This window comes from Mesorhizobium sp. UC74_2, from assembly GCF_042701485.1.
In the GTDB taxonomy this organism is placed as follows: Bacteria; Pseudomonadota; Alphaproteobacteria; order Rhizobiales; family Rhizobiaceae; genus Mesorhizobium.
Genome location: NZ_CP170562.1, coordinates 3,679,555 through 3,701,862 on the forward strand (window position 1 = coordinate 3,679,555; position 22,308 = coordinate 3,701,862).

Here is a 22,308-nt window from a genome sequence, read left to right on the forward strand (position 1 = left end):
TGCTAACATTATGATACAGGCTGTTACCGATGGCCGCGGCTCAATGCGGCCATTCGCTTCTGCCCAGTCGCCACACGGCTTCCACGATGCGCGAGAAGCTTTCACGGGCACGCGTCACGGTGTGGCGGGCGCGCAGATAGCCGTGCACAAGGCCTGCTTCCTCTCGCCAGAACGCTTTGCCGCCAGCCGCCAGGATACGGTCGCGATAGGCTTCGCCATCGGAAGACAGCGGGTCGCATTCGGCCGTGATGACCACAGTGGGTGGAAGTTTTGAAAAGTCGCGGTCGAGCATTGGCGCAATGGTTGGGTCGAGTATGCGCCCTTCCCCGCCGGTGCGGACATTCTTGTAGAAGATCAGGTCGCGCATCGTCAGCATCGGCGCTTCGGCATGAGTGACGTAGGAACCCTTGGACTGATCGCCGCCGAGACCGGGATAGATCAGCAGCTGACCGACAGCCCGGCGTGGATGCGCGCGCGTCGCATGCGCGACCGCAGCCGCCAGGTTGCCGCCGGCGCTGTCGCCGACCAGCAGGATCGGCACCTGGTAGCGGGAAGCTGCCCAGCCGAATGCCGCCATCGCGTCGTCGAAGGCGGCAGGATGACGATGCTCCGGGGCCAGCCGGTAATCGACTGAAACCACCTCGTAACCGGTGCGGCCGCACAGTTCGGCGCAGACGTCATCATGGCTGTCCAGCCCACCGAGTATGAACCCGCCGCCATGGAAATAGAGGACCAGCGCCCGCGGCTCCGCGTCCGCCTGGCGGTAGATGCGGATGGGAATGGGATGATCAGGCGTTGCGATGGTGGTCGTTTCCGCCGAGACGCCCTCCGGATAGCCCGCAAAGAACTCCCGGCACATGCGGTTGTAGATGCCGCGCTGCTGCTCGATCGTGTAGTCGATCGTGTCAGGCGGATAGTAGGAATTGGTCTTCTCGATGAAGGCCCAGGTCTCGGCGTCGATCAGCTTGGTGTAGTCGGTCATGACCGTCTGTCGCTCACTTGCCTTTCCACACCGGATCGCGCTTTTCCGCGAAGGCCTTGAAGCCCTCCAGATTGTCTTCCGAGGCATACAGCTCGTCCACAGTGCGGAACTGGCGCTTGGTGATGCGGTTCATGGTCTCCTGGAAGCCCATGGTCTCGGCGGCGCGCGCCACTTCCTTTATGGCCGCGAAGACCAGAGGCGGACCGCCGGCGAGCAGACGGGCGACCTCCCAGACACGATCTTCCAGTCTGTCGGCCGGCAGCACCTCGTTGACGAGGCCCCAGCGATGCGCCTCCTGCACATCCATCCAGCGGCCGGTGAGCAAAAGATCCATGGCGACATGGTAGGGAATGCGCTTCGGCAGCTTGATGGTGGCGGCATCCGCCAGCGTGCCGGCGCGGATCTCGGGCAACGCGAAGCTGGCATGATCCGAGGCGTAGATGAGGTCGCAGGACAGTGCCAGTTCGAAGCCGCCGCCGACTGCCATGCCATTGACGCAGGCGATGACCGGCTTGTTCAGGTCGCGCAGTTCCTGCAGGCCGGCAAAGCCGCCGACACCATAATCGCCGTCGACGGCGTCGCCGGCAGCCGCGGCCTTGAGATCCCAGCCGGCGGAGAAGAACTTGTCGCCGGCCGTCTTGACGATGGCGATGCGCAGTTCCGGGTCATCGCGAAACGCCTTGAAGGTTTCGCCGAGCAGGCGCGACGTCTTTAAATCGATGGCGTTGGCCTTGGGCCGGTCGAGCGTGACTTCGAGGATGACACCTTCGCGGCGGGTTCTTACGACGTCAGACATTCTTTTTCTCCATCGGCCGAAACGCCGGTTGTCTTTTCGGGAAGCTGTGGGACGGCCACGACCAGCAAGGCGTCCGCGATCCACGCTCCCTTGCCTTCGGCGCAGACGATCAGCGGGTTGATGTCGAGTTCCTCGATGCCACCGGCATGAGCCATGGCGAAACGGGCAATCCCCTCGATTGCCGCCACGGCGGCGTCGAGGTCGGCCTTGGGCCGGCCGCGATAGCCATCGAGCAGCGGGAACATGCGCAGGCTGCGCAGTGCAGCCTCGATCTCGTCGCGCGCGGTCGGCAGAAGCAGCGTGGCGCTGTCCTTCAGAAGCTCCACCAGCACCCCGCCAGTGCCGACCGTCATCACCGGACCGAAGACCGGATCGCGGGTCAGACCGACGATCAGCTCCGCGACGCCGCCGGTCACCATCGCCTCGACATAAAGCCCGCTGCCCAGTGGCAGCAAAGCGGTAGCGGCATCATGAACATCCGCAGCGCTCCTCAGATTGAGCCGCACGGCGCCAAGTTCACTCTTGTGCGCAACGCCGAGCGCCTTGAGCGCAACCGGAAAGCCGAGCGCCTCGGCCGCCGCGACGGCCCCGGCAACGTTCGCCGCCTGCCTGCCTTGCGGAACCGGCAGGCCGGCAACCGCCAGCATGGCCTTGGCGGTGGCTTCGTCCGGCTGCCGCTCAGGCGCGACAGCCTCGCCTCCGCCAAGTGCGGAACCACCGATCCCGATGCTCGGCGAGGTCGGATGCTGCCATGCTTCCGCAACGAACACGGCCGCTTCGGCTGCGTCGAACGCCTCGGCGATGCCATGGATCGGGACGATCCCGCGCCTGAGCAGTTCGGTCGAATGATCTTCCGACAGGTTCTCCCCCATCGAGGCGACGATGGCGCCATGCGCGCCGTTGGCCTTCAGCGCGGCCTCGAACGCATTCACGGTCGGCCACCAGTCGGCATCGGAACAGCGGTCCGTGCGCGGAAAATCCAGCACCAGCATGTTGAGGCCGAAGCCGCCGGACGCCATGGCCGAGAAGGTTGCGGTGAGCGCGTCCTGCTTGCCCCAGATATAGGTGTTGTAGTCGAGCGGGTTGGCGACGGCGACCAGCGGCCCGAGCGTTTCCTGCAAGCGCGCCTTATGCGCTTCGCTCAAGGCTGGAAAGTACACGCGCCGGCCTTCGGCGGTATCGGCCATGACCGACGCTTCGCCGCCTGAGCAGCTCATCGACGACAGCGTTGGTTTCGAAAGCGGCCCAACCGCGTGCAGCAGCTTCAGCGTTTCCAGGAATGACGGGATGGTATCGACACGCGGAATGCCGAGCCGCTTCAGGAACGCATCGGAGGCGGCATCCGAACCGGCAAGTGAAGCAGTGTGCGAAATGGTGGCGGCGCGCGCCTGTTCGGAGCGGCCGACTTTCATGGCAACGATCGGCTTTTTCAGCTGCCGCGCCCGTGCCGCCAGCCGCTCGAAGCCGTCGACCTTGTCGAAGCCTTCGATGTGCAGGCCAAGGCAGGAGACGCGCTCGTCCTCGATGAGGCCGAGCGCCATTTCGGAAAGGCCGGTCTGCGCCTGGTTGCCTGCCGTCATCAGGAACGCCACGGGCAGGCCACGCGTCTGCATGGTCAGGTTGCAGGCGATGTTGGAGGACTGGGTGATGATGGCCGCACCCTTCTCGCCATCCTGTAGCCGGCGACCGCCATGCTGGTCCGGCCACAGCAAGGCGCCGTCGGCGTAGTTGATCAGGCCGTAGCAGTTCGGGCCGATGATCGGCATGCCGCCGGCGGCTTCGATCAACGCCAGTTGCAGGTCCTGGCCTTCGGCCTCGTAGTGCGCGGTCTCGCGAAAACCTGCCGCAAAACAGATGGCGCCGCCGGCGCCGCTCGCACTCAACTCGCGCACCACATCGATGGTGAGATGCCTGTTGACACCGATGAAGGTGGCATCCGGTGCATGCGGCAGATCAGCGAGCGAGCGGTAGGCCTTGACGCCTGCCACCTCGTCCTTGCTCGGATGGACCGGCCAGATCTCACCGGCGAAGCCCATCTTGAGCGATTGCCTGACGACATTGGGGGCAAAGAAGCCACCACCAACGACGGCGATGGACTTCGGGCGCAGCAGGCGGGAAAGGTCGCGGGGCGTTGTCATGGTTCGATGGTCACAACTGCATTGTCCGCGCGAGCCGCACGGAGCTTTTCGATTTCGGTCAAATAGTCTTCCGTCGCCTTCACGCCCTTCGGGCTCAGCGCATAGATACCGGTGCCGACCCGCTCGAACCATCCGTAGTGATTGTCGGCCATCAGACGGCGGGCATGCGTTATGCCGGTCTGCCTGGCAACTTCGGCCGCCTTCGTCGGCCCTCTTTCATCGAGCAGATTGAGGCAGCGCAGCGCTTCCTGACGATATCCGGTCACGAGATTGCGGCGGGTTGCGCCACCGAGGTTCGGATCGCCGACCAGTCTTTCGAATTCACGCAGCAACCGGGTCTTGCGCGGCTTCGACTGCCGCGGCTTGTAAGGTGCGGGATCGCAATGAATCTCGGTAAAACCGTCGGCGAGCCGGACAGTGATCAGGCCGAGCCCAAGTCGCCGGCAGAGTTTCCGGTTGTCGACCAGCGCCTTGAGCGAAGCGCGCCCGGCGCCGCGCGGCACAGCGACATAGACCGCATCGCTGATGGCCTGACGCTGAATTGCCTGGTGGAACAGCGACAGCGAAAACCCCGCTTTCAGTTCGACGATGACCGGGTCGTCGCCGTCGCGGACAGCCACGATGTCGGCAGCACCGACCTCTCCCTTGACCGAATAGCCCTGCGCTTCGAGCAGATGCTTGACAGGCAGATAGAGCTCGGTCTCCCTGATGCCGGTCTTAGCCATGAGACGGGGCCATGATGCGAGGCTATCCTCCGACTGCCCGCAACAGGGCACGCGATATGATGTGGCGCTGGATTTCGGACGTGCCTTCCCAGATGCGCTCGACGCGGGCGTCGCGCCAGATACGCTCCAGCGGCAGGTCGTCCATCAGACCCATGCCGCCATGTATCTGGATCGCCTCGTCGGCGATATAGGCCAGCACCTCGGTGGCCTTGAGCTTGGCCATCGCCATGTCCTGGTCGGTCACGCTGCCCTGGTCGTATTTCCAGCCGGCTTCCATCACCATCAGGTTCGCTGCCTTCAGTTCCGTCGCCATGTCGGCCAGCTTGAAGGACACGCCCTGGAATTTGCCGATCTGCTGGCCGAACTGCTCGCGCTGCGCGGCATAGTCGATGGCGTGCTGCAGCGCGCGCTCGGCCCGGCCGAGGCATGTGGCACCGACCTGCAGGCGTGTGGCGCCCAGCCAGCTGTTGGCCACCTCAAAACCTTTGTGGATCTCGCCCAGCACCTGTTCCTGCGGGATGCGGCAGTCGTCGAACTCCAGCACCGAATTGGTGTAGCCGCGATGCGAGACGTTGCGGTAGCCGTCGCGCACGGTGAAACCGGGCGTGCCCTTGTCGACGAAGAAGGCGGTGATCTTCTTGCGTTTGCCGCGCGGGCTGTCCTCTTCGCCGGAAGCCATGAAGCAGATGGCGAAGTCGGCAATGTCGGCATGGGAGATGAAGTGCTTGGTGCCGTTCAGCACCCAGTCGCCGCCCTTCTCGATCGCGCTCGCCTTCATGCCGCGCAGGTCCGAGCCTGCGCCAGGCTCGGTCATGGCGAGGCAGTCCCATTTCTCGCCGCGGATGCAGGGAAAGAGATATTTCTCGCGCTGCGCGTCGGTGCCGGCGAGCAGGATGTTGGATGGCCGCGCCACGCAGGTCCAGTGCAGCGCATAGTTGGCGCGGCCCAACTCCTTCTCGTAGAGCAGCCAGGTCAGCGTATCCAGGCCGGCGCCACCGACTTCGGCCGGCATGTTGGCGGCATAGAGGCCAGCGGCGATCGCCTTGGCCTGCAGTTCCTTGATCAGGTCCATGCGCAGGTGGCCGCTGCGCTCGACCTCCAGCTCATACGGATAAAGCTCGTTCTCGACGAAAGCGCGCGTTGTATCGACGATGAGCTGCTGTTCTTCGGTCAGGCCGAAATGCATGGCTCAGCCCTTCTTCCCGGCCGTCTTCTTGGTCGCCTTTTTCACTGGCTTGGTCGCCTTGGCTTTCGCCGCGGCGCTGGAAATCTTTGTCCTTGCCGTGGCCAGATCAGTCAGCTGCTTGGTGTAGCTGTTGTGCAGCGCGCCGGCGCCCCAGCCCTTGCCCTTGTTCTGTTTTGACAGCGCTTCCATGATCGCGACGAGGTTGTCGTCGCGGATCTTCTCGAGCTCGCGGATCGACCATTTGGACGACTGGTCATCGGATTGGCCAGCGATCAGGTCGACCAGTTCATCGTTGAACTCCGGCACGTTGGTCAGCTTCGTCCATGGCCACTGCAGGCATGGCCCGAACTGCGCCATGAAGTGGCGCATGCCGGCCTCGCCGCCGGCAATGCGGTAGACCTGGAACATGCCCATCTGCGCCCAGCGCAGGCCGAAACCGTAGCGCATGATGTCATCGAGTTCCTCGACGGTGCAGATGCCGTCCTTGATCAGCCAGAGCGCCTCGCGCCAGGCTGCTTCAAGCAGACGGTCCCCGACAAACGCCTCGATCTCCTTGCGGATGACCACCGGTTTCATGCCGATCGACGAATAGATCTCCCTGGCGACCTCGATCGCTTCCGGGAAGGTCTGCGCGCCGCCGACGATCTCGACCAGGGGCAGCAGATAGACCGGATTGAACGGATGGCCGACGACCAGCCGTTCAGGGTGCTTCTTCATCGCCACCTGCATGTCGGACGGCTTGATGCCGGAGGTCGACGAACCGATGATCGAATTGGCCGGCGCATGCAGGTCGATCTCGGCCAGCACCCTGTGCTTCAGGTCGAGCCGTTCCGGCACGCTTTCCTGGATAAAATCGGCATCCGTCACCGCTTCGGCGATCGTCTTGGCGAAGGTAAGCTTGCCCTCCTTGGGCAGGCCGCCGGGCAGCATCCGCTTGTAGGCGCGGCGCGCGCCCTTCATCACTTCGCTGACCTTGCGCGAGGCCTCTGGATCGGGATCGTAGATCGAGACGTCGATGCCGTTGAGCAGCAGGCGCGCGACCCAGCCGGCGCCGATGACTCCACCGCCGATGGCGGCCGCTTTTTCGATTGTCATTCCTGTCGTTCCCCGAAACGGCTTCAAGTTTTCGAAGCTTATGCCGCCAGCGGCGCGCGCTTGGTCAGGTTGAGCTTCTTGCGGACTTCTTCCGGCCCGATCACGCGGGCGCCGAGATTTTCGATAATGCCGACCGCACGTTCGACCAGCTGCGCATTGGTGGCAAGCACGCCCTTGTCCAGCCAGAGATTGTCTTCCAGCCCGACGCGGACATTGCCGCCCGCAAGCACGGCCGCGGCAGCGTAGGCCATCTGGTTGCGGCCGAGCGCGAACGCCGAGAACGTCCATTCCTTCGGCACGTTGTTGACCATCGCCATGAAGGTGTTGAGATCATCCGGGGCACCCCACGGCACCCCCATGCACAGTTGCACCAGCGCATCGGGCGCCAGAACCTTTTCTTCCACCAATTGCTTGGCGAACCAGAGATGGCCGGTGTCGAACGCCTCGATTTCCGGCTTCACGCCCATCGCCGTCATCATGCTGCCCATGGCACGCAGCATGCCCGGCGTGTTGGTCATGACGTAGTCGGCTTCATTGAAATTCATCGTGCCGCAATCCAGCGTGCAGATCTCGGGCAGGCACTGGCGCACGTGCTCGACACGGTTGCTGGCGCCACCCATGTCGGTGCCCTGCTGTTTCAGGGGCAGCGGATTTTCGACGTCGCCGAACACCATGTCGCCGCCCATGCCAGCGGTCAGGTTCAGGACGACGTCGACATTGGCGTCACGGATGCGTTCGGTGACTTCACGATAGAGATGGATGTCGCGGCGCGGCTTGCCGGTTTCCGGATCGCGGACATGGCAATGCACGATCGCAGCACCCGCCCTAGCCGCCTCGATGGCCGAGTCGGCGATCTGCTTGGGCGAACGCGGCACATGTGGGCTGCGGTCCTGCGTGCCGCCGGACCCGGTCACGGCACAGGTAATGAAGACCTCGCGGTTCATCGCAAGCGGCATCGCTTTTCCTCCCGAAATGCTTTGACGGATCATCGCGCCGCTTGCCGAAGTCTGTTTTGCGTTTTACGAACCAAACATGGCAAAAACCGAAAGGCCCTCAATCTTTCTTGCCGAGCGCGCGCCGCTCAAGGTCACCCTGCTTGTCTTCTCCGGTTCGTCGATCATGTGCGTGGCGTCCGCGATCGATCCACTGCGCGCAGCCAATCGCATCACCGGCGAGACGCTGTTCGACTACCGGCTCGTGTCCATGACCGGCGATGCGCCAGTGACCACCTGCGGCTTGCCCGTCGCCGTCTCGGGGCGTTTCGACCCGGCCGAAGCCGCCGACATGCTGGTGGTGATTGCCGGTTTCGGCACGCAGAACTACGCCACGTCGGCTTTGCTGGCAGGCTTGAGACGCGCCGCCCGTACCGCGCGTGCGGTCGGCGGTGTCGAGGCCGGAACCTGGCTCGTCGGCCGTGCCGGATTGCTGGAAGGACGCAGCGCCACGACCCATTGGGAAGACATGGAGGATTTCACCGCGGCCTTTCCCGGCAGCGACGTTCGGCCCGACCGCTATGTCATCGACGGCCCTGTCTTCACCTCGGGTGGCGCCTCACCGACCTTCGACCTGATGCTGCATCTGGTGCGCTCGCGGCTCGGCATGGCCGTGGCGCTCGATGTCGCCAGTGTCTTCATCTACGATCAGGCCCGCGCGGCAACCGATGCGCAGCCACTCGTCTCGCTTGGACGGCTCGACGGCTATGATCCGCGCCTTGCCCAGGCCATCCGGCTCATGGAGGCACATGTCGATCGACCGCTGACGATCGCCGCAATCGCAAAACGTGCGGGCGTCACCGCCCGCACGCTGGAGAGCATCTTTCGCGGCTCGATCGACGAGACGCCGGGGGCGTACTATCTGCGGCTCAGGCTCGGTGCGGCCAGGCGCCTCGTGGTGGATACACGCATCGCCATGACGGACATTGCCGAACGCACGGGATTTTCATCCGCAGCGGCATTTTCCAGAGCATTTTCGAAAGCGTTCGGCGAAGCGCCGACGAAGGTAAGAGGTAGCTAGATCGCCGCCCGGATCAGGCAGCGCGGCGAGGTCCGTCAATGAGGTCACGCATCTGCCTGGCAAGATGCGCCTCGAAGCGGCCTGCCACTGCACGGTCCCATTCATTGGCCACCTTTGCATCGCTGGCAGGGCGCGGCATCGACATCAGCCGGTCGATGATCGAGCCGGCATGCTCACGCGACAGAAGAGCGTCGATTTCGTGTTCGGTCTGCATTCTTCGCCTCCTTTCGGTTCGTGCCAGAGCAATTCCAGCAAAAGTGCGTAGCGGTTTTGCGTCCGGAATTGCGTAAACAAGGGTTAGAGCGTTTCCGCGTTTCTGCGAAACGCTCTAGCGAGGCCTGTATATAGGAAACCTGTGACGGCTTCTTGAAGGCAAGCTCAAGGCGATTGAAAGGCGAATGGAGAAAATTGAGTCACGAATTTGTGCAGATGCGGTGATTTTATTTCACCAGCGCTTATTCGACTAAGCGATCCTAGAATTTCTTTTCGAACGCCACCGTCGTCAGATCGCTCTCCCACTCCAGGTCGGGATAGCGGCCTTTCTCTTCATAACCGAGCGCCTTGTAGAAGCCTTGGCTCTGCTGATTGAAGCTGTCGGTCTCGAGCCGCACCTGTGCGTGGCCAGCGGCCTGCATGGCTTTTTCAGCTTCCATCATCAACGCGCGACCGATACCGAGACGCTGATGGCGCGTGCTGACATGCAGGGCATCGATGAAATCGTCCTGCCAGCTGACGAGCCCTGCGACATCCCCATCGACCGTGGCAACAAGGAAATCGAGGCCCTGCTCCTCGACGAACCGGCCGCCGACATCCGTCTCCAGATAACGCCGGGCGGCCTCTGCCGTGATTTCAGGCTGCCATGTGCTTGCGAAAGTCTCGCCCAGGATCCGCTTCAGATCTGGAAAATCTGCCTCGGTCGCGCGCCGAACGATGATCTCGGGAGTTTTTGCCTTACCGTTCTGCGAAACGTCACCGGTCGTCATTTTCATAAACTCCTGCGAACCGCGTGCGGGCGCCATGGCCATTGCCGCGATCTCGCCCGGAACAGCGTTTTTAGCAAGCGCCTCCTTCCCCCCGGTACTGGACCAGCACGGCGCGGATCAGTGAAGGACATCACGCCGATTACCTGCCGCGTAATTGGTTCCGTTTTGTCGCCGGGTGAAAAGGTCATCGTCAAAACCCGAAACAAAGGAACCTGATCATGACCGACCTCACCGCCATCGCCCAGAACTACTTCGCTGCCTGGAACGAGACGGACGCAACACGCCGCGCCGGCCTGCTCGACGCCGCCTTCACCCGGGACGTCAGCTACCAAGACCCGATCATGCAGGGCGACGGCCACGATGGCATGACCCAGTTGATCGAAGGCGTACAGCAGCGCTTCCCGGGCTTCCGCTTCTCGCTGCGCGGCACGCCTGACGGTTTCGGCGACTTCATCCGCTTCGCATGGAACCTCGGCCCGGAAGGCACCGATTCGGTGATCGAAGGCACGGATATCGGCGTGATCGAGAATGGTCGACTGAAAAGCGTCACCGGTTTTCTCGACAAGGTGCCGGCGTAATAGCGGCTGATATCATTGCCCTCCCTTCCGGGAGGGCCGGACCTACATCGTCCCGCGGATCGCAGGATAAAGTGCGCGATAATGTTTGTAGGCATCCTCGAAGGCAGCAGCCAAGGCCTGCTCAGGCTCGATTGTCGTCGCAACGGCAGGAGCCGTGCAGACCACGAGCGGATCCGAACCGCTTGCTGCGATGAGCCCAAGCCGCGCCGCGCCAAAAGCGGCGCCAAAATCGCCGTCGGCGGGTACGTCGACCGGAATGCCAAGCGCGGTGGCTATCGCCTTCAGCCAATAACGCGAGCGCGAGCCACCGCCGATCGCCGTCACGCGTTGCAGCGTGGTTCCTGCCGTGCGCAGGGCCTCCAGACTGTCGCGGAAAGCAAAGGCGACCCCTTCCAGAACGGCCCGGGTTAGCGCAGCCCGATGCGATTCATGCTCGAGCCCGACAAAGGCGCCGCGAATGGCGGCATCGTTGTGCGGCGTACGCTCGCCCGACAGGTAAGGCAGGAAGGTGACACCACCGGGCGTCTTCAGCGCATCGCCGAGTTCACCCGTCAGCTCACCGGCAGTTTTGCCGGTGATGTTCGAGAGCCAGTTGAGCGAATCCGTCGCCGACAAGATGACGCCCATCTGGTGCCATGTCGCCGGCAAGGCATGGCAGAAAGTGTGCACCGCGCTCTGCGGATTGGGCAGATAGGACGCGTTGGCGGCAAACAGCACGCCTGATGTACCGAGTGAAACAAAGGCATGGCCTTCTCCGACCGTGCCCATGCCACACGCGGAAGCGGCGTTGTCGCCGGCGCCTCCGGCAACAGGAATGCCGGCATTGATACCCCATTCCGAGGCAAGCTCGGCGCGCAGTCCACCGGCCCGTTCGGTGCCTTCGACCAGCGCCGGCATGTGGCTTTCAGCGAGCTCTGTCGCGGCCAGAAGCTCCTGCGACCAGCGCCGTTTTTCGACATCGAGCCAGGAGGTGCCGGCAGAATCCGACATTTCGGAAATGTGCTCGCCGGTCAGCCAGAGCCTCAGATAATCCTTCGGCAAAAGGACCTTCGCGACCTTTGCAAAAATGGCCGGTTCGTTTGCCTGCACCCAGACTAGCTTGGGCGCGGTGAAACCCGGAAAAACGATATTGCCGGTGAGCTTGCGGAAGCGTGCATCAGCGTCGAGTTTCGCGGCTTCGGCAAAGCTGCGTGTATCATTCCACAGGATGCAGGGGCGCAGCACGGCATCGCCGGCGTCCAGCAACGTCGCGCCATGCATCTGGCCGGACAGGCCGATGCCTCTGATCGCGGCAAACTCCCTGCCGTGGGCAGCTTTCAATTCGGCGATGGCCTCGCGGCAGGCGCGAACCCATTCGGCTGGATCCTGTTCAGACCAGCCATGATGTGGACGCGACACGTCGAGCGAGGCATGCCCGGAGCCGATTATGGCTTGTCCGTCATCAATCAACAGTGCCTTGATACCGGAAGTGCCCAGATCGAGCCCGAGATACATGCCTTCCTCCCATCTGGTCGACGCGCGACCTAGAGCATTTTGTAGCCAAGTGGAATCACTTGGCGTTACAAGAATGCGGCGAAAACAAAAACTTAGAGCGTTTCCGCGTTTCCGTGAAAAACGGAAACGCTCCGGTGTCGTTCCATCGCACCTTCTTATATTTTTCGAGTACCGAAAAATATAGTCGCCAGTTCTACTTTAATGGCCCGATCTGGTCAATTCGCGTCCAGGGTGGAGGCGCGCTGCATGAACAGTGTCGACAAGGGGCTTTCAGGTCGTGCCAGCGCCCGTTCCGCTGTCAGCGCTCTTGCCAATGGTGTGTTGCCGTCGCGCAGCGCGGCCTCGATCAAGGTCAGATCGATGACGTCGCGTTGCGCATGGCTGCCGCCGAAACTGTGCGCGACAGCACGTATGGGTCTCAGCAGCCGCACAGTCTCGGCATAGTTGCCTTCGCCGAAGGCTTTCACCGCCAGTGTCACGGGATGGCCGACATCGCGGGTGAAGCCAGCATTGTCATCACCCGCCAGCATCGCCTCGCGTTGCGTTTCGAGCAGCGTTCCCGCCGGCGCCTCCAGTCCGGCGCCGACAAAGGCCATCATGGCATGGGCATCGTTGAAGGCGTAGTTGCCCGCGGCAGCCTTCGGCGCCCAGTTTGCGGCCAGGTGGGCCCAGCGGTCACCGACATCGATCCCGCCGAGATGGAGACGCCACAGGATCGCGGATGCGTCGACCATGTTGAGCGATAATGTCGAGCGCTTGCCGTAGATCGGACCATCGAACAGCGCGAGCACCGCTTCGGTCTCACCGAGATCGTAGTGGAACAGTGCCAGATGCCACCAATTGTGTACCTGCAGGAAGCTCTCACGCGTCCAGCCATCCTTGTTGGCGTGCATCCAGGCAATGCCGTCGCGCTGGCGGCTTTGCATCTCCATCACGTGCGCCACAGCGTGTTGCGCCCAGCCATCACGTGGTTCGAGTTCTATGGCGGCACGGCCAAACTGCTCGGCCCGTCGGTAGTCACCGGTTTCTTCCAGCCCGAAGGCCTGCATGCCGAGAATGGCGTGGCAACCCGGCATCGCCTTGTCCCACGCCGGCAGAGCACGACCGATACGATCACGCAGCATGCGGGCATTGCCGGTGAAGAAATCTATCTGGTGACCGGCCTGCAGGGCCAGTGCGTCGAGCGGAAACTCGATCGTGAGGTCTTCCAGTACACGCGAAGCTTCGTGCCAGCGTCCCGCAGCCAGGTGGCCAAGCGCCATGACGTGGCCCTGTTCACGCGCAGTCGCGACGAGCGGCAGTGCGGCTTCGTGGCAGGCACGTGCGACAACCATCGCCTCGCGTTCCGTCGCCAGACCGAACAGGTAGCCCTTCAGCACATGCGCCATGACAAAGCCGGGCGCCTCGGCGATAGCCAGGTCGACCGAGCCGACGGGATCGCCAACGAAACGCTGCAACTCGGAGAGGCCGCGCAGATAGTGCTCCCGGGCACTCCCTGAGGCGCCGGTCAAAGCGAGGCCGGATGTGTCGGGGGTCATCATCGCTGTTCAGTCCTGTCCACCGCCAAGCAATATGATTTACGGAAATGTTTCAAGGAAAGCGCGGTCTTGCCCAAAAGTCCGTATGTTCGAATATTCGCAAATCATAAACCATGGCAACAAACCGTGTTTGGAAGCACACGCCAAATCATGGCTTCTTTGTGGCAGCCAGCCTGATCGGCGGTGCGGGGATATCAACGGGGTTGTCGAGACGAAAGGTTCCTAGACCAGCAAAAACAGGCAATTGAGAGGGACGACATTCATGCGGCAACACCACTCGACCCGGCCGAACCGGGTCAGGTTATCCGTGCGCAGCAAACTTGGATTGCTGGCCTCCACCTCGCTCCTTCTCGGCGTGCTGCCGTCCTCCCCCGCTTCGGCGGCCTGTGTGCTTGCGACCTCGCCCGGCGATGACACCGTCATCTGCGACAGCGGCACGACTGTCGGTAACCTTGTCGATACCGGCGGCAACAACACGCTGGTCTTTCCGGCTGGCGGCACGGGACAGATCACCGGCAACGTCACCTATGGCGCTGGCGCCGACCGCATCGAGATGCAATCCGGCACTATCACCGGTGCAGTGGATCAGGGCGATGGCCAGGACAGCTTCGTCATCGGCGCCGGCACGGTGAACGGCAATGTCCAGCAGGGCGCAGGCATCGACAACTTCCAGATGAGCGGCGGCCAGATCGGTTCGCTCAATCAGGGCGACGCACTCGACACTTTCTTCATGTCTGGCGGCCGTATCGTCGACTTTTTCGACGACGGCGACCAGGCCTTCATGAGTGGCGGACGCATCGGCCGCGTCAACATGAAGCTCGACAAGAACTACTTCAACATGTCCGGCGGCGTCATCGATCGCAACCTCGTCACCGGCTTCGACCAGGACACGGTCATCATTTCCGGCGGCACGATCGGCGGCAACATCAGCGTCAGCGGCGGCAACGACAACGTGACGGTGACAGGCGGCTCTATCGGCGGCGATGTCCTGCTCTCGTTCGGAGAAGACGCATTCACCTGGAGCAATGGCGGCATCATCTACGGCACGATCGACCTCGGCGGCGACAATGACACCGCCACGCTGAGCAACCTCAACAACGGCAATCTCGGTGCCACGAAAGCGGTCAGCGGCGGGCTCGGCGCCGACACCATCACTCTTTCCAATGTCGACTTTGCCAATGTCTCCCGGTTGCAGAACTGGGAAAGCGTCAACGCGACCAACGATACCGAGCTCAAATTCGGCGGGACGCTGGCACTTGGCGATACCGGCACCGGCACGGGCACGCTCAACGTCGACGCAACCAGCACGCTTTATGGCGGCGGCGGCAATGGCGGGGTCTCGGCCTTCACGGCAGGACAACTTGCCAATGTCGTCAATGCCGGGCGCATCGATCTCACCAATGGCGGCAACAGCCTGACCGACACCTTCACCATTGCCGGCAACTACACCGGCAGTGATGGCCTGCTGCTGTTGCAGACCGCGCTCGGCGACGATTCGTCGGCGTCCGACAGACTGGTCATTTCCGGCGGCACGGCAAGCGGCGGAACCAGCATCACCGTTGTCAATGTCGGCGGTGCCGGCGCGGCCACGACACAAGACGGCATCATGGTGGTGCAGGCCGTGAACGGAGGCGCCACCACCGCCGGGGCCTTCGCACTCAACGGACCAGTGGCGGCCGGTGCCTACGAATATTACCTCTTCAAAGGCGGTGTCAGCGCGGGCAGCAACGAGAACTGGTATCTGCGCTCGACGCTGATCACATCCAATCCGGCCCCGGGGCCGGATCCGCTGGAACCGACGCCGCCACCGCCGCAGCCAATACCGCCGGAGCCGGAACCGCCAGCGCCGCCGCCGGTCACGCCGCCGCCACCGGTCCCACCGGAGGCTACGCCCGGTAATCCCAATCCCGTCGACCCCGCGCCACCGGTGACCCCAACCGACCAGCAGCCGGTGGCTCCGCCACCGCCGCCGGCGGTGGCACCGCCAGACCCACCACCACCGCCGCCAGACGTGCCGACGACAACACCACCAACGGATGGGAGCGCCACACCGCCATCCCCTGGCGCCACCCGGGTGACGGGTACTGCTGTGCCGCTCTACCGCGTCGAAGTGCCGACCTATGCGGTGCTGCCACCAGCCGGCTATTATCTGATGAGCGCCAATCTCGGTACCTTCCACGAGCGACGCGGCGAGCAGGCGCTGCTCGGTGGCGTCGGCATGGTGCCTGGAAGCTGGGGCCGCGTGTTCGGCCAGGACGCCGAGGTAGAATGGGGCGGTACCGTTGCGCCAACATTCGACGGCCATCTGTTCGGCTTCCAGTTGGGCACCGATCTGATCGGCTGGGAAGGACCGGCCGGACATGAAAACCGCGCGGGCCTATTCATCGGCCACACCCGCATGGACGGCGACATCCGCGGCCAGGCGCTGGGCTGGAACAATCTCGGTGTCGGCGACCTCGACCTCAACGCCACGAGCCTTGGCGCCTACTGGACCCATATCGGGCCGGGCGGCTGGTATCTGGACGGCGTCGTCATGGGCACATGGCTCGATGGCAAGGCCACATCCAATCGTGATGTCGGCATCGACGTCGACGGGACCGGCGTCACGCTGTCGCTCGAGGGCGGCTATCCGATCCAGCTTTCATCGGAGTGGACACTGGAACCGCAGGCCCAGCTGATCTGGCAGCACCTGTCGCTCGACGGGCAGCGAGACCGGTTCTCCACTGTCTCCTTCGACAATGACGACAGCGTCAGCGGCCGCCTTGGCCTGCGCCTGCAAGGCGCGATGCCGATGGGCAGCGCGGTGCTGCAACCCTACCTGAAAGCCAATCTCTGGCACGACTTCGACGCCACCGACCGCGTGAACTTCGGTGGCGACCCGATCGATGTCGAGCGCGGCGGCACGTCACTCGAAGTCGGTGGCGGCGTGGTGGCCAGGCTTTCGCAAACGCTGAGCGTCTTTGCGACGGCGGATTACACGACCAATCTCGGCGGAGAAAAGCGCCGGGTCTGGGAGGGCAATCTGGGCGTCAGCGTGAAATGGTAAGTGATGGCGGGGCTGACCGGCCCCGCCCTTCGTCTCAATTTCCGGACCGCATCGCCACAGTGGCGATGCCGGCACCAACAAGCAGCGTACCACCGGTGCGGTTGAAAACGCGGATCGCCTTGGGATTGCGTACGACGTTGCGTGCCCGGGAGGCGACCAGCGCGTAACCGAAGGCGTTGGCGAAAGCCAACGTCAGGAAGGTTGCCTCGAAGATCGCCATCTGCGTCCAGAAATTGCCGTGCCGATCGATGAACTGCGGCAGGAAGGCAACGAAGAAGGTGATGCTCTTGGGGTTGAGAGCCGTGACCAGCCAGGCATGCGCCATCATCTTCGCCGCCGACACGGCATCATGGCGCGGCGTCGCCTCAAGCGTGCCGCCGGCACGAAACAGCTTGATGCCGAGATAGACGAGATAGGCGGCACCGATCACTTTGAGGACCGTGAAGACGGTGGCCGAAGCTGCCAGCAATGCGCCGATGCCAAGCATCGACAGCGTCATGGCGGTGAAATCGCCGAGCGCCACGCCAACCGCCATCGGTAGCGCCGTGCGCCAGCCCTGGCCCAATGCGTAGGAGACGACGAGCAGGATGGTGGGCCCTGGGATGATGAGAAGGATGGAAGATGCGGCAGCAAAAGCTGCCCAATTCTCGAAGGACATGGGTCTCTCCTGTTAAAGAACAGGATAAATCCCTGCCTTCAGGCGGATGTAAAGCGGTTTTTGCAATACACTCTGGCGCCGCAGGCGGGCATAAGATCGCGTCGCTCGGTGCGCGCGACACACCGGCCGCGCCAGCGCACGCGATGGCCATGGTGGCCGATGAAAGCAATGCCATATCGGTCGTCGCGGTCCGCCATGTGAAGGCCCGTTCCCGTTTCAAAAAATCGGTGCTCAAGGATCGGGGGAAGGGATAAGTGCGACCCGTGCCGGCATTGTGACCGAAGCAAGGAGTTTTGGTGCGGGAGCGACCGGAAGTGAGGCGGCGCAGACGTAGCCAAATCGACATGGAGACCGCAAAAGCAGGTCGCGCAAGGGTTTCACGCTTTTTAAACCATGAATCGTGAAAATGCGACGCATCCGGCGGGCATGTGGGCCCGTCCGTTCGTATGGGGTAAAGTGTGCATGCGTAAGCCGCAAGACCTGACGCCTTCGTCCAGCGTCGACTTCCCGCAGTCCAATACCATCATTTCCCGCCGTGGCGTGCTGTCCGGCCTCGGCATCATGACCCTGCTTGGCGCCTCCGGCTGCTCGCAGACCCTCGACCTCCCCTCGCTCGGACCGGTCGGCCCATCGAACGGAATGCCTCCGCTCGACGACATGTCGACCGGTTCGATCCGCCCGATCCCGCCGATCAGCGTCGACAGGAACATTACCGACAACAGCGCAATGTATGCCTCGTTGACCGACAATGGCTTCGTTGTTCCCGCCATTCCCTTCCAGAAGGTCAAGGCGGAGTTTCGCCGCCAGATCGTCGTCGACCCCACCGGAGAAGCGCCCGGCACCATCGTTGTCAGGCTCAATGAACGCCATCTCTACTGGGTGCAGGAAGGCGGTGAAGCGATCCGTTATGGCGTCGGTATCGGCAAGGCCGGTTTCGAATGGAGTGGCCGTGCGGTGATCCAATACACCAAGGAATGGCCGACCTGGACGCCGCCCCGGGAAATGATCGCGCGCAAGCCGGAGCTGGTGAAATGGGCGGGCGGCCAGCCGGGCGGCCTCGACAACCCGCTCGGAGCGCGTGCGCATTATATCTACAAGGACGGCCAGGACACGGGCTACCGGGTGCATGGCTCGCCTGAATGGTGGACCATCGGCACACAGGCCTCGTCCGGCTGCGTGCGCATGATCAACCAGGACGTCATTGATCTTTACAACCGGGTCAAGGCTTCGCCGAACAAGGTGCCGATTGTCGTGGCTTAAGGCGGTAAGGCATTAAGGCAGTAGGGGAGTGGGCAACAGCCCTCCGATCTTTCTGCCTTATTCCCATACTGCCCTATTTCCCCATCTTCCTAATCGATTGAATTCCCCGTTGCGTCGGGCCTGAATACAGGCGAAAGTTCCTCTTGAGACGCATCGGGAGGATCGAACAATGGCCGGAACTTTTGTCATCGCCCAGGGTGGCGGTCCCACCGCTGTGATCAACCAGACGGTGGTCGGCGCGGTCCTCGAAGTCCGCAAGAAACATCCCGGCGCACGTGTTCTCGGTGCACGCCACGGCGTGCGCGGCGTGCGTGACGGCGACTATGTCGACCTGACCGACATGCGCGAGGACCAGCTCAGGCTGATCGGCCGGACACCTTCGGCCGCCCTGGGCTCGACCCGTGACAAGCCGGATGCCGCTTATTGCGACCTGGTGCTGCAAGGCTTGCAGAAAGCTGGAGCCGACGCCTTCATCTATATAGGTGGCAACGACACGTCCGGCACGCAGCAGATCCTGACCGATGCGGCGGGCGGCAAGATCGCCTTCGTGCATGCGCCCAAGACAATCGACAACGATCTTGTCGAGAACGACCATACGCCGGGCTTCATCTCGGCGGCGGAATTCGTCGCCGGAGCTTTCCTGTCGGTCGATCTCGATTTCCGTGCCCTGCCCGGCATCTATGTCGGAATCGTCATGGGTCGTCACGCCGGTTTCCTCACCGCTGCCTCCGCCGCCTGGCGGATGGATGCAGACAGCGGCCCGCATCTTGTCTACGTGCCGGAGCGGGCCTTTTCGGTGGACCGTTTCATCGAGGATGTGAAAGCGACAATGGCCAGGCACAAGCGCTGCATCGTCGCCGTCTCCGAAGGCGTGTCGACCGCGGACGGCCGCTCACTGGTCGAAACCATCGTCGGGTCCGACAAAGTCGAGCGGGACGCGCATGGCAACGTCAAGCTCTCGGGCAGCGACCTCAACCGCGCTTTCGAACAGGCGCTGGCCGAAAAGCTGCCCGGCAAGCGCGCCCGCGTCGACGCGCTCGGTTACATGCCACGCGGCTACATCGGTGCGATCAGCCCAGTCGACGCGCAGGAAGCCTTCGATGCCGGCGCTTTCGCTGTCGGCGTGGCCGCCGAGGGCGGCGGCTCGGTGGCGCTGCAATATGACGGCAGCAAAACCGTGTTCAGGAAAGTGCCGCTGAGCAGCGTTGCCGCCAAGACCAGGCATATGCCCGACGACTTCATGCTCGAGGACGCCAACCAACTTTCCGATGCCGGCCTTGCCTACCTGAACCGGCTGGTTCCAGCCAAGTACCAGGTCGGCAAGCCATTCGTATAAGGGTGCCGGCATGACGGGCTGGTTCGGCAGGAAGGCGGTCGATCCCGCGCTGACGCGGATCACCGAACCGTTCGTGCATCCTTATATGAGCGCCAATATCTGGCATCTCAAAGGGCGAGACGCCGACCTGCTGGTCGACACCGGCATGGGGATCTGCCCGCTGGCTCCGGAAATCGACACGCCAACAGGCAAGCCGCTGCTGGTGGTCGCAACCCACATCCATCTCGACCATGTCGGATCGCTGCACGAATTCGCCGAGCGCGCTGGACCGCGGCAGAGCGCAGCCGAATTCGCCTTGATGGGTGACGCCGCCACCTACGCCCAGGAATTCCGTGAACTGGAAGGCGCAGTGTCGCGCCTGCCCTACCCCGGCTGGAGCCGCGAAACCTATCGCATCGAACCGGCGCCGCTGACGCGGGTTCTCGGCGAGGGCGACATTGTCGACCTGGGTGACCGGCGCTTCAGTGTGTTGCACCTGCCTGGCCATTCGCCGGATTCGATCGCGCTTTTCGACGAGCGCGACGGGATCTTCTTCAGCGGCGACGCCATCTATGACGACACGTTGCTCGACGACTTGCCCGATTCCGATCCAGCCATCTATCGCCACACCATGCTACGGCTGCTTGAACTGCCGATCAGCATGGGCCATGGCGGCCACGGCCCGAGCTTCGATCGCAACCGGATGCAGGAGATTGCCCGAGCTTACCTGGGCATCGGCTGAATTCCACAAAAACCAAGTGTGGAGCGCCGGGCAAACAGAAAAGGCGCCGCCCAGGGCGCCGCCTTTTCTTTACGCAAGCAGCAAGAGCAGCGTCGGTTTAACCGACCTGGTCGGGTTACCCGACCTGCTCATCCCAGCCGGAGATCGCCTTGACTTCCAGGAAGTCCTCGAGGCCCCACTTGCCGCCTTCGCGGCCGAGTCCCGAGGCCTTGTAGCCACCGAAGGGGCTGCCGTAGGGCCGATCGGCACCGTTGATCTGGACCATGCCGGCGCGGATTTGGCGTGCCACGCGCTGCGCTTTGACCTTGTCCTGCGTCTGGACATAACCCGACAGGCCGTAAGGCGTGTCATTGGCAATGGCGATCGCATCCTCTTCCGTGTCGAAGGGGATCATTGCCAGCACCGGCCCGAAGATCTCTTCGCGGGCAATGGTCATGTCGTTGTTGACGTCGGCAAAGACGGTCGGGCGCACATAGTAGCCGCGGTTGAAGCCTTCGGGACGGCCGAGACCGCCGGCGACGACACGCGCACCTTCCTTGATTCCCGCCTCAATCATGCTCTGCACCTTGTTGAACTGCACTTCGGAAGAGAGCGGACCGATATGGTCACCATCCTCGGCCGGATTGCCGACCTTGACGGTGGCCGCGTAGTCGGCGGCAAGGCCAACAGCACGGTCATAGACCGGCCGCTCGACCAGCATGCGGGTCGGTGCGTTGCAGGACTGGCCGGTGTTTTCGAAGCAATGCGCCAGGCCGCGCGCGATCGCATCCGGCAGATCGCTGTCGGCAAAGACGATGTTCGGCGACTTGCCACCGAGTTCCAGGGCAACACGCTTGATGCCGTCGGCGGAAGACTTGGCCACGGCAATGCCGGCGCGGGTCGATCCGGTGAAGGACATCATGTCGATGCCGGGATGACGCGACAGCGCCTCGCCGACGGTCGGGCCGTCGCCATTGACCATATTGAACACGCCGGCAGGGAAACCGGCCTCTTCCATCATCTCGGCAAAAACGATGGACGAGACCGGCGCGATCTCGGACGGCTTCAACACCACCGTGCAGCCGGCGGCAAGGGCCGGCACGACCTTCAATGTCACCTGGTTCATCGGCCAGTTCCATGGCGTGATCAGGCCGCAGACACCGATCGGCTCATAGACGATATGCTCTTCCTTGTTGCGCTCGCTGAGCGGCGTTTCGAAATGGAAGTCTTTCAGCGTGCGGATGAACGCCTTGATGTGCCCGGCACCGCAGGCTGCCTGGGCCTCCAGCGCCAGCTTGATCGGTGCCCCCATCTCGTCCGAAATGGCCTTGGCCATGTCGTTCATGCGCTTGTTGTAAGAGGCAAGCAGCCGCTCCAGCGCCGCAAGACGCTCCTCGCGGCTTGTCCGGCTCCAGCTTTCGAAAGCACGGCGGGCAGCATTGACTGCCTTATCGACATCGGCGGCAGAGCCCAGCGAAATGACGGCAAAGGGTTGCTCGTCAGCTGGATTGATGACTTCGAGTTCCTTGGCCACGACCGGCGCGACCCACTTGCCGTCAATGAAGAAATCCGTCTTACGCAGCATTCTGTTCTCCCTGTTCACGACTGCTTTAACAGCCGGCCCGGTTGGCACGGGCGGTGAAACCGACATGGTTTTTAGTGTTGCGGCAGTGTTCTAGCCTTGCCTTGAGGGGCGGCTCAAGCCTCAGCGAGGGGCCTGCGTGAGGCCAGCGGATGAAAACAAGAAGGCTTTCAAGCCTTCCCGGAGTGATTGTGGGGT

General features: G+C 63.0%; 19 protein-coding genes. 6 read left to right on the top strand and 13 right to left on the bottom strand.

Annotated elements, in window-relative coordinates:
- Positions 1–40 precede the first annotated feature (40 nt).
- The 7 genes from ACFJIU_RS17925 to ACFJIU_RS17955 are packed head-to-tail and all read right to left on the bottom strand — an operon-like array spanning position 41 to position 7,878.
- Positions 41–982 (bottom strand): alpha/beta hydrolase, encoded by a 942-nt coding sequence (locus ACFJIU_RS17925; protein ID WP_379062071.1) that lies wholly within the window; start codon positions 980–982, stop codon positions 41–43.
- Between the two features lie 13 nt (positions 983–995).
- Positions 996–1,778 (bottom strand): carnitinyl-CoA dehydratase, encoded by a 783-nt coding sequence (locus ACFJIU_RS17930; RefSeq protein ID WP_379062073.1) that lies wholly within the window; start codon positions 1,776–1,778, stop codon positions 996–998.
- Positions 1,763–3,916 carry an acetate--CoA ligase family protein gene (locus ACFJIU_RS17935; RefSeq protein WP_379062076.1) on the bottom strand — a complete coding sequence of 718 codons (2,154 nt, stop codon included), beginning with the start codon at positions 3,914–3,916 and terminating at the stop codon, positions 1,763–1,765. The genes ACFJIU_RS17930 and ACFJIU_RS17935 overlap by 16 nt, the downstream gene beginning before the upstream one ends.
- Positions 3,913–4,641, bottom strand: coding sequence for a DUF2161 domain-containing phosphodiesterase (locus tag ACFJIU_RS17940; RefSeq protein WP_379062078.1), 729 nt, complete (start codon positions 4,639–4,641; stop codon positions 3,913–3,915). The genes ACFJIU_RS17935 and ACFJIU_RS17940 overlap by 4 nt, the downstream gene beginning before the upstream one ends.
- A 22-nt stretch (positions 4,642–4,663) precedes the next feature.
- Positions 4,664–5,827 (bottom strand): acyl-CoA dehydrogenase family protein, encoded by a 1,164-nt coding sequence (locus ACFJIU_RS17945; protein WP_379062080.1) that lies wholly within the window; start codon positions 5,825–5,827, stop codon positions 4,664–4,666.
- Between the two features lie 3 nt (positions 5,828–5,830).
- Complete coding sequence (locus tag ACFJIU_RS17950) at positions 5,831–6,922, bottom strand: 3-hydroxyacyl-CoA dehydrogenase NAD-binding domain-containing protein (RefSeq protein WP_379062083.1); 1,092 nt, start codon at positions 6,920–6,922, stop codon at positions 5,831–5,833.
- Positions 6,923–6,960: 38 nt separating this feature from the next.
- The gene (locus tag ACFJIU_RS17955) at positions 6,961–7,878 is read right to left on the bottom strand and encodes a 3-keto-5-aminohexanoate cleavage protein (RefSeq protein WP_379062085.1); all 918 of its coding nucleotides are present in this window, start codon (positions 7,876–7,878) and stop codon (positions 6,961–6,963) included.
- Between the two features lie 76 nt (positions 7,879–7,954).
- Between ACFJIU_RS17955 and ACFJIU_RS17960 the strand changes: the two genes are divergently transcribed.
- A complete protein-coding gene (locus tag ACFJIU_RS17960) occupies positions 7,955–8,935 on the top strand; it encodes a GlxA family transcriptional regulator (protein WP_379062088.1) in 981 nt (326 codons plus the stop codon).
- A 13-nt stretch (positions 8,936–8,948) separates the two neighbouring features.
- Here the strand turns inward: ACFJIU_RS17960 and ACFJIU_RS17965 are convergent, their stop codons facing one another.
- Positions 8,949–9,149 carry a hypothetical protein gene (locus ACFJIU_RS17965; RefSeq protein WP_379062090.1) on the bottom strand — a complete coding sequence of 67 codons (201 nt, stop codon included), beginning with the start codon at positions 9,147–9,149 and terminating at the stop codon, positions 8,949–8,951.
- Between the two features lie 259 nt (positions 9,150–9,408).
- Complete coding sequence (locus ACFJIU_RS17970) at positions 9,409–9,918, bottom strand: GNAT family N-acetyltransferase (protein ID WP_379062092.1); 510 nt, start codon at positions 9,916–9,918, stop codon at positions 9,409–9,411.
- 218 nt (positions 9,919–10,136) lie between these two features.
- Here ACFJIU_RS17970 and ACFJIU_RS17975 point away from each other — a divergent pair, with 218 nt between their 5' ends.
- Positions 10,137–10,496: a nuclear transport factor 2 family protein gene (locus ACFJIU_RS17975; protein ID WP_379062095.1), complete on the top strand. Its 360-nt coding sequence runs from the start codon at positions 10,137–10,139 to the stop codon at positions 10,494–10,496.
- Between the two features lie 42 nt (positions 10,497–10,538).
- Here ACFJIU_RS17975 and xylB read toward each other — a convergent pair whose 3' ends face one another.
- Both xylB and ACFJIU_RS17985 read right to left on the bottom strand, forming a co-directional pair.
- Complete coding sequence (xylB, locus tag ACFJIU_RS17980) at positions 10,539–11,990, bottom strand: xylulokinase (protein WP_379062098.1); 1,452 nt, start codon at positions 11,988–11,990, stop codon at positions 10,539–10,541.
- A gap of 215 nt (positions 11,991–12,205) precedes the next feature.
- Entirely contained in the window at positions 12,206–13,531 is a 1,326-nt protein-coding gene (locus ACFJIU_RS17985; protein ID WP_379062100.1) for a tetratricopeptide repeat protein, read from the bottom strand.
- A 259-nt stretch (positions 13,532–13,790) separates the two neighbouring features.
- Between ACFJIU_RS17985 and ACFJIU_RS17990 the strand changes: the two genes are divergently transcribed.
- Positions 13,791–16,574, top strand: coding sequence for an autotransporter outer membrane beta-barrel domain-containing protein (locus ACFJIU_RS17990; RefSeq protein WP_379062102.1), 2,784 nt, complete (start codon positions 13,791–13,793; stop codon positions 16,572–16,574).
- 34 nt (positions 16,575–16,608) lie between these two features.
- Here the strand turns inward: ACFJIU_RS17990 and ACFJIU_RS17995 are convergent, their stop codons facing one another.
- Positions 16,609–17,232 carry a LysE family translocator gene (locus tag ACFJIU_RS17995; RefSeq protein WP_379062105.1) on the bottom strand — a complete coding sequence of 208 codons (624 nt, stop codon included), beginning with the start codon at positions 17,230–17,232 and terminating at the stop codon, positions 16,609–16,611.
- A gap of 462 nt (positions 17,233–17,694) precedes the next feature.
- Here ACFJIU_RS17995 and ACFJIU_RS18000 point away from each other — a divergent pair, with 462 nt between their 5' ends.
- From ACFJIU_RS18000 to ACFJIU_RS18010, 3 genes are all read left to right on the top strand, one after another.
- On the top strand, positions 17,695–18,492 hold the full coding sequence (locus tag ACFJIU_RS18000) for a L,D-transpeptidase (protein ID WP_379062108.1): 798 nt from the start codon (positions 17,695–17,697) through the stop codon (positions 18,490–18,492).
- A 169-nt stretch (positions 18,493–18,661) separates the two neighbouring features.
- The gene (locus tag ACFJIU_RS18005; RefSeq protein WP_379062110.1) at positions 18,662–19,828 is read left to right on the top strand and encodes a diphosphate--fructose-6-phosphate 1-phosphotransferase; all 1,167 of its coding nucleotides are present in this window, start codon (positions 18,662–18,664) and stop codon (positions 19,826–19,828) included.
- 10 nt (positions 19,829–19,838) lie between these two features.
- Positions 19,839–20,549 carry an MBL fold metallo-hydrolase gene (locus ACFJIU_RS18010; RefSeq protein WP_379062113.1) on the top strand — a complete coding sequence of 237 codons (711 nt, stop codon included), beginning with the start codon at positions 19,839–19,841 and terminating at the stop codon, positions 20,547–20,549.
- Positions 20,550–20,664: 115 nt separating this feature from the next.
- Here ACFJIU_RS18010 and ACFJIU_RS18015 read toward each other — a convergent pair whose 3' ends face one another.
- Positions 20,665–22,113 carry an aldehyde dehydrogenase family protein gene (locus tag ACFJIU_RS18015; RefSeq protein ID WP_379062115.1) on the bottom strand — a complete coding sequence of 483 codons (1,449 nt, stop codon included), beginning with the start codon at positions 22,111–22,113 and terminating at the stop codon, positions 20,665–20,667.
- Positions 22,114–22,308: the final 195 nt, after the last annotated feature.

Bases quoted from the DNA above. Each gene is read 5' to 3' on its own strand.
- ACFJIU_RS17945 (WP_379062080.1), bottom strand. From the start codon at position 5,827: ATGCATTTCGGCCTGACCGAAGAACAGCAGCTCATCGTCGATACAACG.
- ACFJIU_RS17935 (WP_379062076.1), bottom strand. From the start codon at position 3,916: ATGACAACGCCCCGCGACCTTTCCCGCCTGCTGCGCCCGAAGTCCATC.
- ACFJIU_RS17975 (WP_379062095.1), top strand. From the start codon at position 10,137: ATGACCGACCTCACCGCCATCGCCCAGAACTACTTCGCTGCCTGGAAC.
- ACFJIU_RS18000 (WP_379062108.1), top strand. From the start codon at position 17,695: ATGCGTAAGCCGCAAGACCTGACGCCTTCGTCCAGCGTCGACTTCCCG.
- ACFJIU_RS17990 (WP_379062102.1), top strand. From the start codon at position 13,791: ATGCGGCAACACCACTCGACCCGGCCGAACCGGGTCAGGTTATCCGTG.
- ACFJIU_RS18010 (WP_379062113.1), top strand. From the start codon at position 19,839: ATGACGGGCTGGTTCGGCAGGAAGGCGGTCGATCCCGCGCTGACGCGG.
- ACFJIU_RS17965 (WP_379062090.1), bottom strand. From the start codon at position 9,149: ATGCAGACCGAACACGAAATCGACGCTCTTCTGTCGCGTGAGCATGCC.
- ACFJIU_RS18015 (WP_379062115.1), bottom strand. From the start codon at position 22,113: ATGCTGCGTAAGACGGATTTCTTCATTGACGGCAAGTGGGTCGCGCCG.
- ACFJIU_RS17985 (WP_379062100.1), bottom strand. From the start codon at position 13,531: ATGATGACCCCCGACACATCCGGCCTCGCTTTGACCGGCGCCTCAGGG.
- ACFJIU_RS17940 (WP_379062078.1), bottom strand. From the start codon at position 4,641: ATGGCTAAGACCGGCATCAGGGAGACCGAGCTCTATCTGCCTGTCAAG.
- ACFJIU_RS17955 (WP_379062085.1), bottom strand. From the start codon at position 7,878: ATGCCGCTTGCGATGAACCGCGAGGTCTTCATTACCTGTGCCGTGACC.
- ACFJIU_RS17970 (WP_379062092.1), bottom strand. From the start codon at position 9,918: ATGACGACCGGTGACGTTTCGCAGAACGGTAAGGCAAAAACTCCCGAG.
- ACFJIU_RS17925 (WP_379062071.1), bottom strand. From the start codon at position 982: ATGACCGACTACACCAAGCTGATCGACGCCGAGACCTGGGCCTTCATC.
- ACFJIU_RS17930 (WP_379062073.1), bottom strand. From the start codon at position 1,778: ATGTCTGACGTCGTAAGAACCCGCCGCGAAGGTGTCATCCTCGAAGTC.
- xylB (WP_379062098.1), bottom strand. From the start codon at position 11,990: ATGTATCTCGGGCTCGATCTGGGCACTTCCGGTATCAAGGCACTGTTG.
- ACFJIU_RS18005 (WP_379062110.1), top strand. From the start codon at position 18,662: ATGGCCGGAACTTTTGTCATCGCCCAGGGTGGCGGTCCCACCGCTGTG.
- ACFJIU_RS17960 (WP_379062088.1), top strand. From the start codon at position 7,955: ATGGCAAAAACCGAAAGGCCCTCAATCTTTCTTGCCGAGCGCGCGCCG.
- ACFJIU_RS17995 (WP_379062105.1), bottom strand. From the start codon at position 17,232: ATGTCCTTCGAGAATTGGGCAGCTTTTGCTGCCGCATCTTCCATCCTT.
- ACFJIU_RS17950 (WP_379062083.1), bottom strand. From the start codon at position 6,922: ATGACAATCGAAAAAGCGGCCGCCATCGGCGGTGGAGTCATCGGCGCC.